This window comes from Novosphingobium capsulatum NBRC 12533, from assembly GCF_001598375.1.
Classification (GTDB): domain Bacteria; phylum Pseudomonadota; class Alphaproteobacteria; order Sphingomonadales; family Sphingomonadaceae; genus Novosphingobium; species Novosphingobium capsulatum.
In genome coordinates, this window is the sequence record NZ_BCYV01000012.1 from 132,068 (window position 1) to 144,395 (window position 12,328).

General features: G+C 64.3%; 8 protein-coding genes. 4 read left to right on the forward strand and 4 right to left on the reverse strand.

Going from position 1 to position 12,328, the window contains the following annotated elements; all coding sequences use genetic code 11:
* Positions 1-2 precede the first annotated feature (2 nt).
* Positions 3-482, forward strand: coding sequence for a group I truncated hemoglobin (locus SCA01S_RS12015; RefSeq protein WP_054130404.1), 480 nt, complete (start codon positions 3-5; stop codon positions 480-482).
* A 209-nt stretch (positions 483-691) separates the two neighbouring features.
* Here the strand turns inward: SCA01S_RS12015 and SCA01S_RS12020 are convergent, their stop codons facing one another.
* Together SCA01S_RS12020 and SCA01S_RS12025 are read right to left on the reverse strand one after the other, a co-directional pair.
* A complete protein-coding gene (locus SCA01S_RS12020; protein ID WP_245652535.1) occupies positions 692-2,299 on the reverse strand; it encodes an alpha/beta hydrolase domain-containing protein in 1,608 nt (535 codons plus the stop codon).
* On the reverse strand, positions 2,296-4,728 hold the full coding sequence (locus SCA01S_RS12025) for a TonB-dependent receptor (RefSeq protein ID WP_245652536.1): 2,433 nt from the start codon (positions 4,726-4,728) through the stop codon (positions 2,296-2,298). The genes SCA01S_RS12020 and SCA01S_RS12025 overlap by 4 nt, the downstream gene beginning before the upstream one ends.
* A 345-nt stretch (positions 4,729-5,073) precedes the next feature.
* Here SCA01S_RS12025 and SCA01S_RS12030 point away from each other — a divergent pair, with 345 nt between their 5' ends.
* Positions 5,074-6,288 (forward strand): acyl-CoA dehydrogenase family protein, encoded by a 1,215-nt coding sequence (locus SCA01S_RS12030; RefSeq protein WP_231627475.1) that lies wholly within the window; start codon positions 5,074-5,076, stop codon positions 6,286-6,288.
* Positions 6,289-6,519: 231 nt separating this feature from the next.
* Complete coding sequence (locus tag SCA01S_RS12035; RefSeq protein ID WP_167542894.1) at positions 6,520-7,092, forward strand: cytochrome c; 573 nt, start codon at positions 6,520-6,522, stop codon at positions 7,090-7,092.
* A gap of 147 nt (positions 7,093-7,239) precedes the next feature.
* Here SCA01S_RS12035 and SCA01S_RS12040 read toward each other — a convergent pair whose 3' ends face one another.
* Positions 7,240-8,019 carry a hypothetical protein gene (locus SCA01S_RS12040; protein WP_062785816.1) on the reverse strand — a complete coding sequence of 260 codons (780 nt, stop codon included), beginning with the start codon at positions 8,017-8,019 and terminating at the stop codon, positions 7,240-7,242.
* Positions 8,019-10,439 carry a TonB-dependent receptor gene (locus SCA01S_RS12045; protein WP_062785818.1) on the reverse strand — a complete coding sequence of 807 codons (2,421 nt, stop codon included), beginning with the start codon at positions 10,437-10,439 and terminating at the stop codon, positions 8,019-8,021. The genes SCA01S_RS12040 and SCA01S_RS12045 overlap by 1 nt, the downstream gene beginning before the upstream one ends.
* 528 nt (positions 10,440-10,967) lie before the next feature.
* On the opposite strand from SCA01S_RS12045, the gene SCA01S_RS12050 reads away from it, so the two are divergent.
* Complete coding sequence (locus SCA01S_RS12050) at positions 10,968-12,311, forward strand: helix-turn-helix domain-containing protein (protein ID WP_062785820.1); 1,344 nt, start codon at positions 10,968-10,970, stop codon at positions 12,309-12,311.
* Positions 12,312-12,328: the final 17 nt, after the last annotated feature.

Here is a 12,328-nt window from a genome sequence, read left to right on the forward strand (position 1 = left end):
CGATGATCACCATGCTTCTCGCCGCTGGCCTGATGGCCGCCCAACCTGCTGCTGCCGAACCGCCCGTGGCTGACCCGGCGGTCAAGCCGCACTATCCGACCCTGCCGGTCATCACCCAGAACGAGCATCTCTATGAAACGTTTGGCGGAAAGGAAGGCCTGACCGCGCTGATGGATGATGCCATGAACCGTTGGCTGGCCAATCCGCGCACGCGGCCGTTCTTTGCAAATGCCGATCAGGCCCGGATCAAGGATCTGCTGGTCAAGCAGTTCTGCGTGATCATGCACGGCCCCTGTACCTACGACGGGCGGACCATGGCCGAGGCCCACCGCGGCATGAATGTTTCCGAAGGCAGCTTCTATGCGCTGGTAGAGGAATTGCAGGTGGCAATGAACAAGCGCCACATTCCCTTCAACGCCCAGAACCGGCTGATCGCGGCGCTCGCCCCGATGCACCGCGACATCATAAACAACACCAAGTGATGCAGATGACCATGCGCAAAGCCATCACGGTTGCGCGCATGGCCATTGTGGCGGCGGCATTCTCCCCTGTGGCCGCCGCCACACCCCAGCTACGGCCCGCGCTATTCACACGGCTAAGCCACGCGGATGCGCGTGCTCATACGCTGCAATATCCGCGATCGCGTCCCGTGGCGCACGCTGGCCATTGCGTTGGTCCAGGACAAAGAGCCTCAACGCGGCGACAGGCCAGAGGGCCCGAAGGCTTCCGGCCCGGCGGGGGGAACGAGACCAGCGGCATCTTCCGGCAAGATGATGCCTGCGGCCACTGCGGCGCGGGTGGCGGCGGCAAAACGGCGGGCATAGCGCGCGTAGGAGCCGTAGAGCTTGCGCATCAGCGCGGGAGAAAAGGCCCGCTTGCTGTCGTAGACCGTGCCGCAGCCAGTCTCAAAGTCGGTCCAGTATTCGAATGCCGGCACGGTGATCCACGGCGGCCGCATGCCGCCCACGATTGCCTGGGTGCGCGGATCACGCCGCACGCCGTTACTGGTGCGCACCACGCGGGGATAGCGCTGCATCGGCGCGCCGGTACGCACCCAGCGGTCCATCGCATCGAGCAGCGCCGAGAACGGCAACTCGGCCGGCTCGTCATAGATCGCCTGGCAGCGTGGGTCGTTGCCATGGCCGCGCTGGTTGGGCAGCGGCTCCACCTCGCCAGTGCCGAGATCGGTGGCACGCAGGTGCGGCGTCCCCATCACCTCGACATAGCGCAACATCGGCCGGTCGCTGTCCGGCGGCAGTGCAATGTGCTCGATCGCATCGTGTACGGTCTCGGACTGGCTGTAGACAGTCACGAAAGGAACATCGTCGGGTAATCCGCGCGGGATGCGGCGCGGCGCACCGGCCACTTCGCCATAGGAAAACCGCCCGGTCATGTAGGCATCGATCAGCGGCCCGCCATCGGGTCGGCGCCATTGCTGGTGGCGCCCCTGGTCGAGATAGTCGAACCAGACCTGCGCCTGCACTGCCCAACTGTCGACGTAGACACGGCGGACCGCCAACCCCGCCATGGGCCCGGCAGCAGACGGCGTGCGCAGCAGAAGGGCCAGTTCGGCACCGATACCCTGCGCCTGGGGCAGGAACGGATCGGGCGCACCACCACGCAAAAACCGCTGCGGATCATAATAGCTGCCGAGCGGCGCATAGCGTGCATAGTCGAAGCGTCGCATGAACTCGAGGTTCACGATGCCGCCGTACTGCGCCTGATCGGAATTGCCCACCTCGCCCGGCACCGGCGGGAACTTGGGATCGGCAGGCGGGGCATTGATGTCGAGGGTGTAGGCGACGAAGGCATAGCCGCGCCGCATGAGATAGGCGCGGGTCAGTATCCATCCGGCTGCACGCGCGCCGAACCAGCTGAAAGGCTCGATCACCACCGTGCCGTTGAAGCGCGCAGGGTCAGCCGGGCGGCGCACCAGGATGCGCGTAATATAGGGCGCCGCCGCCACGCGCACATGGCCATCGGCGTCGATCGCCGGGGCCTTGCCTACGAGGTAGTATTCCGCCTCTTCATACCCTGCTGCAGCAAGATCGGCATGCTCGGGGCCAGGCCGCCGCGCCGAGGACAGTGGCAGGGCGCCGCTGTCGGGCACCGGGATGGCCTCGGGCAGGGTAATCGCCGCCGCCTCTGGCGCAGTGGCCGATGCGGGGGTGGGCAGCGGCGCAACGGCGGGGGCGGCCCTTGCCGTGGGAGCAAGGGCTGCAAGCGCGCCGCATGCCAGGCTACACATCAGGCCAAGTGCCAGCATAGCCCCGCGCATGTCGCCGCTGCGCCGCCTCATTTGCCGAACGGCACCCGCAGCGTGGCGCCATAAGTCACCGGCGGGCCATAGATCGATGTCACGCCCAAAATGCCAAGGTTGAGCGCATAGGCACGATAGGCCTTGTTGAACACGTTGCGCCCCCAGGCAGTCAGCGAGATGCCGGTGCTCGTGTCGCGCCAGGTCAGCGAGGCATTGGTGATGTTGTACGAAGGCTGCAAAGAGCCAAGGCCGTTGGTCACCTCGAGGAACTGCTTGTCGTACCACACCCCGTCGATCTGCACGGCGAGGTTGCCGCTGCCGATATCGTGGTTGTAGCGCAACAGGTAATTGAAGCTGAAGCGCGGCGCATTGGGCAGCTTGGCATTCTTGATATCGGCCTGCGGGAAATCGCAGCGGAACACATTGCCCAGGTTCTTGCAATACTGCGAATCCGGCGCACCGGGGAACAGCACCGGGCCAAACTGGGTACCGGTACCGGGAATGCTGTCGACCGACGAGGTTTCCCACGTAGCGCCGAACACGCCATCGACATGGCGCGAGGGTGACCAGAACGACTCCAGTTCGGCCCCGGTCGCATGGGCATTGCTGTTGTAAACATGGGGCACGCCGCCAGCCAGCGAGAAGGCCTGATAGTCTTCGTAGAAGTAGTGGTAGACCGTGCCGTTGACGCGCAGCGTGCGGCCGAGCAGGCTGGTCTTGAAGCCGGCTTCGAGGCTGTTGAGCGTCTCGGGACGATGCTGGAAATCTTGCGGAGTGATCGTCGAGGACAGCGACCAGTTGCCGCCCTTGATGCCGCGATTCCACGACGCGAACAACAGCGTGTCGGGCGTGGCCTGGTAATTGAGCGAGACGCGGGCAGCCCAGTCGCCATAGTTGATGCGGTTGACGCCCGGCACCACGGCCGCCAGGTCACGATCGGTGAACAACACGCGCGGGTCGGGCTGCGGGGCGTATGTCGGGTCGATCAGGACCGCGGTATAGTCGATCGCCTTGTGGTCCTTGGAATAGCGCCCGCCGATCGTGACCGAAAAATTGTCGGTCAGTTGCAGATCACCCTGCGCGAACAGCGACCAGTTCTTGGAGCGCAGCACATAGAACTGATCGACCGTCGGGAACGAAAAGCCGCCGTTGGCTTGTTCGGCCAGTGAAATCATCGGCACCCCTGTAACGCCGTGGACGCCGTCGTATTTCATGTCGAGGTAATAACCGCCCGCCTGCCACTTGAGCAGCCCGGTATGGCCTGAGAAGCGCAATTCCTGCGAGAACTGGTGGAAGCGCACGCGCGTATCGACGTTGACGACATCGAGCGGCGTGGCATCGCCGTCTTCGGCATAGACCTTGTTCATCGTCAGGTAGTTGGTGATCGCGGTGAGACTGACGCCGCCCAGGTCCCAGTCGAGCTGGCCCTGGTAGCTGTTGGTTACACGGTTGAGATCGCCCTTGCGGTTGCCGAAGTGTTCCCACGGCGAGGCCGGGGCCGAGGTGACGCCGTTGATGACCCCATTGCGGCTGTCGCTAAGGCCAGCGGCGTTGGTGTCGCAATAGCCGTTGGCAAGATAGACGCAGTTCTCGAAAACATAACCGCCCGTGGCGACATGATTGTCTTCGGAATGCTTGTACCACAGGCTGAGCGTGGCCTTGGGGGCAAGATCGACCTGCAGGTTGAGGCGTGCGGCCCAGCCGTTCTTGCCGCCGAGGTCCTGCCCGCTGCCCGGCAACACGCCGAGACCCAACGCGGTAGCATCCGTGCTGCGCGACTTGATGTAGCCATCGGCCTTTTCGACCCGTCCCGCCGCGCGGAAACGTACGCCCGGCACGATCTGCGCCCCGATGGCGCCTTCGAGCGAGCGATCGTTGAACTTGCCATATTCGCCCTGGACGTAGCCGTTGAGCGCGTCCTGGCTGGCATCCTCGCTGAGGTAATGGATCAGGCCGCCGGTGGCGTTGCGCCCGAACAGCGTCCCCTGGGGGCCGCGCAGCACTTCGACGCGTTTGATGTCGAACAGTTGCCCTGCCACGGCGTTCATCGAGGCGATATAGGCGTTGTCCTGGTAGACCGCGACCGGAGCCTCGAGGTTGTCGGTGAAATTGTTCTGAGAGATGCCGCGCAGACTGAAGATCGTCAGGTTGGGCGACCAGGCGTTGACACGCAGCGCGGGGATCTGCTGGGTGATCTGGGTGGTGTCGGTGATACCCAGGCGCTTGACCTGTTCGCCGGAAAACGCGCTGACCGAGATCGCCACCTTCTGCACACTTTCGCTGCGCTTGTTGGCGGTCACGAGAATTTCAGAAGCAAGCCCCCCGGCGTTGGCTTGCGCTGCCGGCGCAGCGGCGGCCCCTGCGGCTGGGTCGGCGGCCTGCTGGCCAATGGCCAGTGCAGGTGCTGCGGCCATCGTCGACGCAAGAAGATAGGCCACGCGACGCGCGGCATGGTCACGGCGGATCATGGTACTGCTACTCCCCATAGCGATCCACGCCTCCTTTTAGAGTGCGCGCGCAAATGTTGTTCCTGCTGCGACTTTGTGTCTCACGGTTTACAGTATATGGCAATAGCCTATTATTGTTGCGTTCAAGGAACAGTCGATAATGCCCCCTCCACGCATGGGAATCCGCGCAGCGTCGGTAATTTAGCCCCTGCTATGGCCCTGACCGAACGGGAAGGTTGACCTTCATCGCAGATATGCGACATTGTTGCGCAATCGAGAAAATAACCTCGAATCGACAATTATTGTAACTCATAAGTCGAATCAGGCCGGTTCTGGCCCACGACAGCCCCAATGGAGAGAGCGGTCATGAGCGTTACAGTTGCCCCCCATATGGATGCCGCCCGCGAAGCGCATGACCTTGCCGCCATGCTGGTCCAGCGCGCACGCGACATGGTGCCGGTTTTGCGCGAGCGCGAGGTGGAGGCGATTGCGGCCCGCCAAGTTTCGGCCGAAACGATCCGCGATTTCAAGGATGCCGGGTTCTTCAAGGTGCTGCAACCGCGCAAGTACGGCGGCTTCGAACTCTCGCCAGCAGTCTATTGCACGATTGCCAAGACGCTGGCCGAAGGCTGCATGGGCAGTGCGTGGGTCTATGGCGTGGTGGCCGTGCACAACTGGCAGATGGCGCTGTTCGATCCGCAGGCAGCAGAAGACGTCTGGGGCAAGGATCCCTCGGTGCTGATCAGTTCATCCTATATGCCAACCGGCAAGGCCGTGCCGGTGGAAGGCGGCTACCGCTTCAGCGGGCGCTGGCAGTTCTCCAGCGGATCGCAACACTGCGATTGGGTGATCCTGGGCGCCAACATGGTCGCCCCCGACGGAGACGGCACGCCCGAGCCCTACAACTTTCTGGTGCCGCGCACCGATTATCAGATCGTCGATACCTGGCACACGATGGGCCTGTGCCCCACAGGCAGCAACGACATCGTGATCGAAGATGCATTCGTGCCCGCGCACCGCGTGATCCGTGAGCGAGACATGTTTGCGATGAACTGCCCAGGCCATGCCGCCAACCCGGGCCCGCTCTATCGCATTCCCTTCGCGCAGGTGTTCAACCGCACCGTCTCGACCACGTCGATCGGTTCGCTGCGCCGCGCGCTCGAAATCTTCGTGCGGGCCACGCGCGAGAAGCGCGCCACCTATTCGGGTGCGCGCCTGGCGGCCGATACTACCATCCAGCAAGCCGTGGCCGAGGTGAAGCTGATCCTCAACGACCTGGAACTGCGTCTCGCCAGCGACCTGGCCGAGCTTGACGCGCGATCGCTCAGCGGCGACTGGCCGATCGAACGCCGCGCCGAACTGGGCCACCACACCACCGCCATGGTCAGCCGCTGCGTTACCGCGATCGACCAGCTCATGCTGTTTTCGGGCGGCAAGGCCATCTACGCTGGCAATCAGGTACAGCGCGCGTTCCTCGACATCCATTGCGCCCGCGCACATGTTGCCAACAATCCCTATCCCTATGCCCGCAACGTTGGCGCGATGGCCTTCGGTTACGACAACGATTGCATGGACCTGTAACCAGGCGGCCCGCGCAGCGGGGCGCCGCGCGCCATTTGCGCGGTGATCGCGCCTGATAGTCGCGGCCGACAGCGCCCTGCCCCCGTTGCTGTGACCGTAACCCAACCGTTTCACGCGCGGCCGTGCTGCACTCCTGCCCTATCGCGGTGACAGGCAATACGCTGCAGGAAGGAATTGAAAGTGATAGACGGGGTGAAACGGGCCGGACGGTTGGGCCAGGGAATGCTGTCAGTGGCAGCGCTGGCGCTGCTCGCCTGTGCCTGCAGCGGGCAGCGGGAAGACCAAGCTGCAAGCCACGCCGCGAACGGGACGGCAAAGGGCGCGGCGACATCGGGTACGGCCGCGATCCAGCCGGTGGTTTCGATCAAGGAACTGATGGATTCCACCGTCGACCCCGCTGCTGACGGGGTGTGGGACGCGGTAGGCACGATCACCACGGCCAGCGGCGTCGATCACCACCAGCCGCGCAACGATGAGGAATGGCAGGCGGTGCGCCGCCACGCAGTGACTCTTGCAGAGGCAATGAACCTGGTCATGCTCGATGGGCGCCATGCCGCTCCCACCGGCACCCGCCCCGGACTGGGCGAGCAGGCCCCGGCACAAATCGAGGCGGCAATTCGCGCCAACCCGGCGCAGTTCGACCAGTTCGCCACGGCCACGCGCGACGTTGCGATCGACATGGTCCGGGCGATCGACCGGCACGACGTCGATGCCGTGATGAAGCTGGGCGGCACGCTCGACGATCGGTGCGAGTCCTGCCACGTGACCTATTGGTATCCGAACTCACCGCGCCCCAAGACCTGAGGTTGCGAAGCGCTCTCGGCCACGCGGCCCCAGGGAGTCGCGCGGTCCGATGGGAAGGATCTGAAGAGAGGCGACGCGCACGGAACTTCGCCGTGCGCGTCGCTATGCCTGCGTGCGCAGGCTAGGCGGCGTGGACAGGGTAGCCCCTCATGGCGTGGGCTCGGTTTTCATCTCAAGGCTGCCGTCAGTCCCCACCACCGTGCGATCGCCATCACAGACGTATTCTTCGATGCGGTAGCTCGCCGGCTCGCGCTTGTAGAGGAAGGTGAAACGATAGGGTGCGGTGAGGTACTGTGGGTCGGTAATGGTCACATCGTCGGCGAGGATGCCATCAGCCCGCAGGTGCAGACGTTCCTCCACATGCATCGCGGGCGAATGCGGGATGTCCTCATAGCGGACATCCTCACGCACGCCGGCGGTTTCCACCACGAGCACACCGCCTTCCCAGCGTCCAACCGACCGACCGAAATAGCCGGGGTTGATCGCCTCCACCGGCGGCAACGCTTCGTCAAGGTAGATGCGCCGGACCTGCGACATGAACTCGGCCAGCACGGTCACCTGCCGCAATGCCGGGTTCTGCAGAATCTGCAGCGCATAATGCGCGCCCATGATCCCAGGCACGCCCTCGGGCAGGCACTGCGAACTCGGCGTGGGCAAAGGCTTGCCGGCAGCATCTGCAGCGGCGCGGCGCTGCTCCATCGCCTGCCACTGCGCGAGGTATGGTGCGCGCAGCGGCGGCGGCACGACCTGCAACTCGGCCGGGTCAGGCTGGCCCGAGAACGTGCCGGGATAGGGCGGATAGCGGTTCCACACCCCCGAAATATCGGGCTCTTGCGCAGGTGCGGATGCAATCGCCGGGGCGGCGGCGAGCGCCCCGGCAATTGCCAGTGTGGCGATGATGCGCCGCTGTGCCGCAGTGAAGGCCATCACTGCCGTGCCGTCAGCGTCAGGCCGATGGTGCGCGGGCGGAAGCTGCCGGCGCGGTACCAGGTCGATATCGGCGAATCATGGTAGAGCCCCAAGATCGGCTGGCTGTCGGTGACATTGTTGACGAAGACGCTGAGGTCGATACCAGCCTTGCCCGCCTTGAACCGGCCCCCAGCGCGCAGGTCGAGCTGCGACGTGGCGGGCGGACGCGGCAGCGCGGGATCGACCAGCGGGGAGTTCGTATCGATCGGCGTGTTGTTGTGGCTGCTATAGGAATAATCGGCACGGGCGTAGCCATCGACCGATCCCACCGGCTCGACCAGCTCGGCATTGAGCTGCAGCGACCACGGGGCCACCGCGAAAGGCTCGCCCGCGCGACGGATCGTGGTGCCGCCGGGGCCCGGGATCGCGGTGGTATAGCGCGCATTGGTATAGGCCACCGAGGCACCCAGCGTCAGGGCCGGGATGGGCTTGGCGGCCAGCGACAGATCAAAGCCGTCGATCTTAGCCTTGCCCAGGTTGAGCGCGGCATAGATCGAGCAGGTCGGCAGCGAGAACAGCGTCTGCACGTTGTTCCAGTCGATGTGATAGGCCGAGGCATCGACCGCCAGCTTGCCGCCGAACAGCCGGTTCTTGGCCCCCGCTTCATAGCTCCAGATCGAGTCGGGCTTGAGCGTCTGCGACGCCAGCGGATCAAAGCCGATCGCTGCGGCGTCGGCAGCGCAGGTCAACCCGACCGGCGGCGAGATCCCTGGTCCGCGCACGCCTTTGGCCGCACTGACATAAAACAGGTTGTTGCGATCGGCCTGGAACGACACCCCCGCGCGCGGCGTGAAAGTGCGGCTGGTCACGCCGAGGCTGTCGGTGTGGCCGGCGGTGGTATAGAGCGGACCTGCGGTGAAGCCCTCGAACTTGTAGTTGGCGATGGTGTAGCGGCCGCCCAGCGTGAGCTTCACCCGCGGCACGATCTCGTAGTCCGCCTGGGCATAGACTGCTGCCTGGCGATCGCGGTGCGTGTTGCGCTGGAACACACTGTAGCGCCCCTGATAGAGATCGACGCCATAAGCATCGGCGAGCGATGCATATTCCGGGTCACCAGCCTGCCGCTGACTATAGTTGACCACGTCGAGCAGTTGCGGATCGCTGCCAGCATACTGGTCGCGCACGAACGAGCGCTGGTAGAAGGCGCCGATGATCCAGTTGAACCGCGCGTTGGCGTTGTCATTCTGCAGACGCAGTTCCTGGGTGAACGCGGTCTGCTTGGTGTTGCTGGCCGTACCCGGGGCGTAGTTGGCAAATTCGGCCGGTATAGTGCCGACTATATTGCCGAACAGCGAAAGGCTGAGCGTGGCGTCGTCACTCTGGGTGCGCGTGGTACGGTGGAAGTACGAGGTGTCAGACACCAGTGTCGCCCCGCCCAGCGACAGCTCGACCTTGAGCGCAGGCAGATAGAAGCGGTCGGAATGGCTCTCGGGCTTGGTGTTGAGGCTCAGCCGCTGGTCCCCGCGCGAGAGGTCGGACTGCGCAACCTCGAACCGCGACCCGTCGGCGATGTCCTGGTACTGGTAGAAGATCGAGGGCGTGATCGTCAGCGTCTCGGTGGGTTTCGCCCCCACCGCCAGCCGTGCCGAGACCGTATTCGAACTGTTGATGTCCTTCTGCGTCACCTGCTTGGTGGTGCGATCGAGACGATCGATGTAACCGCCGTCGTGACGCATCCAGCCGCTGGCGCGGAAGCCGATCTTGTCGGTGATGATCGGCGCGCCCACTGCCAAGCCGCCTTCATAGCTTTCAGCGCCGTTCTTGGTCGTGGCCACTTCGGCACGGTCGTACATCGAGACCGTATCATAGCTCGGCTTGGGCATGATGAAGCGCAGCGCGCCGCCCACCGAGCCGCTGCCGAACAGCGTGCCCTGCGGCCCACGCAGCACTTCCACGCGCTCGAGATCGAAGACCTGCGGATAGGGATTGCTTAGCGAGGGGCTCACGCCAACGCGGGTCTGCACCGGGGTATCGTCGATATAGACGCCGGTGGTGGGAATGCCCGACGAGGAATCCACGCCGCGGATCGCAATCGTGGTCTGGCCCGTGCCATAGAGCACCGCGGTCTGGCCGAACGAGACCCCCGGGGTGATCTGGGCGATATCGGCAATCGAACGTACGCCCTGCGCGTCGAGTTCGGCGCTGGTCTTGGCGACCACGCTGGCAGGCACCCGGCTCAGCGACTGTGCCTTGCGCGTGGCAGTAACGATGATTTCTCCCACCTGGCCGCTGCTCGGCGTGTCGGTGGGCGGCACGGTCGCGCCCGGCGGCGTGGCAACATCGCCGACCTGCTGTGCCAGCGCGGCCAGCGGGGCGATGATTGTTGAAGACGCAAGAAGGAGGGCCGCGCGACGCGCGGCAACGGAACGATCTGTCATGATAATGCTACTCCCCGATAGCGGAACGCGCCTCCTTGTTGGAGTATCGCGAGTGAGGCTCTTATGAGTGGCCGATAGTGTTACCTAGTTTACATTATATGGCAATATGCTTGTTTTGTTGATTATTTGCAACAAAAGGGGTTTAGCTCGATCTTGCTGATTTATGAGGGCAACTGCCCTTTTTTGCAGTTTCCAGGCGCAGCCCAAAACCGAGGTAGCGCCAACAAATCAACCCAATTGTTGCATAATTTATACAAATATCAGTTTTTCAGATATTTTGTTTTGTTATGATCACCAGTTTGCCTAGCATTGGATACGGCGAGGGCAATTGATTCGCGCCGCCCGCCGAGCTGGCCAGGCGAGAGGCTGGCGCCATCGCCTTGAGGAGCGAGGCTGGGCGCATCATAGACTTTGTTTTAACCTTAAAGTAAATCAAAATTTGGCGTTTTCATCACGATGCAGGTAAAGCAACAGCGATGTCGCGTCGGTCGCCGCGGATGAACCCGGCCATGAGGGAGAGACCGGATCGTGGAGAACCCCGCAAATCCCCCGCCAAAAGCCGGTGACACGGGCGACCATGCGGCAGCACGCCTTGCCGAAGAGATTGCCCGCGTACGCGCGGTTCTCGCCGCCAGCCGCTCAGCCGTGCAGTTGCGCCTGTTCGACTACCTTGCCGCGCGATCGGGCGATGCACGCGCGCCCAAGGAAATCGAGATCGCGCATGCCGTGTTCGGCGGCGACGAATCGACCGACGCAGCCGCCGACTCCGGTGTGCGCGTTTATGTCCACCGCCTGCGCAAGCGCCTTGAAGACCACTATCGCGGGCAGCCCGGTGCGCGTCTCGTCATTCCCAAGGGCGAATATCGCCTCGTGCTTGCCGAGGTCGAGGCCGCGCAGGCCAATGCAGGCTTTACAGCACCGGACCTGGCCAAGACAGCATCGCTCCGCGCGCCCGCCATCGCCCCGCCGCCGGTGCGGTTTCGAAGGATGCCGCCCGGCGCAGTTCCGGCCCTGCTAGGGCTGGCGTTATGCTGTCTTACCATCGCGGCCGGTTTAGCGGTTTACGCCTGGCCATGGTCGCACGGGGCAGGTGGCGAGCCCGACGATGAACGGCTGCGCAACACCGCACTGTGGCGCAATCTCGGCGCAGGCGTCCCCGTGCTGGTCGTGGCCGGCGACGCCTATGCCGCCGCCGAAACCGGCGACCAGCGCAACGTGCAGCGCATGATCCTCGACCCGCGCATCGCCTCGCGCGAGGAACTGGGACAGCACATCCGCAGCCACCCCGACCAGTTCTACCGGCTCTATGACTTCGACCTGCACTTCACGCCGGTGCCGACCGCCCTCGCCGCCTGGAACGTCGAGGCGACGCTCCCCCACGAGTCCACTGGAACGCGCCGAAGTGCCTCGATCGTGCCTGCCTCCGCGCTGACGCCTGCGCTCCAGCAAGGCGCTGACATCGTCTACGTTGGCCACCTTGCCGACATGGGCACGCTCGCTGCGCCGCTCGCGGCCGCCAGCAGCCTGCGTTTCGACCGACCCGGCGCGATCGTCGATCCCGCTGCGGCACGCGTCTGGCAAGCCTCGCTGCCCGCGCCCGACAACACCTCGCGCGTGCGCGATGCCGTGACCACCGACTATGGTTATCTTGCCAGCCTGACCGCCCCCGGCGGGCGGGCGCTGTTGGTGATTGCAGGTTTGGGCGATGTTGCCACGGCCCAGTTGGCCGGGCTGGCCACCAGCGCGCAGGCGCTCGGCCAGATCGCGGTGCATACCGGCAACCGCCCCCATTTCGAGGCGGTCTTTGCCATCGACACACGCGACGGCATCGCCGTTTCGCGCCGCCTGCTATTGGCGCGCGCACTGCGCTGAGCAAGCAGGCAATATAC

Bases quoted from the DNA above. Each gene is read 5' to 3' on its own strand.
- SCA01S_RS12045 (WP_062785818.1), bottom strand. From the start codon at position 10,439: ATGACAGATCGTTCCGTTGCCGCGCGTCGCGCGGCCCTCCTTCTTGCG.
- SCA01S_RS12030 (WP_231627475.1), top strand. From the start codon at position 5,074: ATGAGCGTTACAGTTGCCCCCCATATGGATGCCGCCCGCGAAGCGCAT.
- SCA01S_RS12040 (WP_062785816.1), bottom strand. From the start codon at position 8,019: ATGGCCTTCACTGCGGCACAGCGGCGCATCATCGCCACACTGGCAATT.
- SCA01S_RS12015 (WP_054130404.1), top strand. From the start codon at position 3: ATGATCACCATGCTTCTCGCCGCTGGCCTGATGGCCGCCCAACCTGCT.
- SCA01S_RS12020 (WP_245652535.1), bottom strand. From the start codon at position 2,299: ATGAGGCGGCGCAGCGGCGACATGCGCGGGGCTATGCTGGCACTTGGC.
- SCA01S_RS12025 (WP_245652536.1), bottom strand. From the start codon at position 4,728: ATGATCCGCCGTGACCATGCCGCGCGTCGCGTGGCCTATCTTCTTGCG.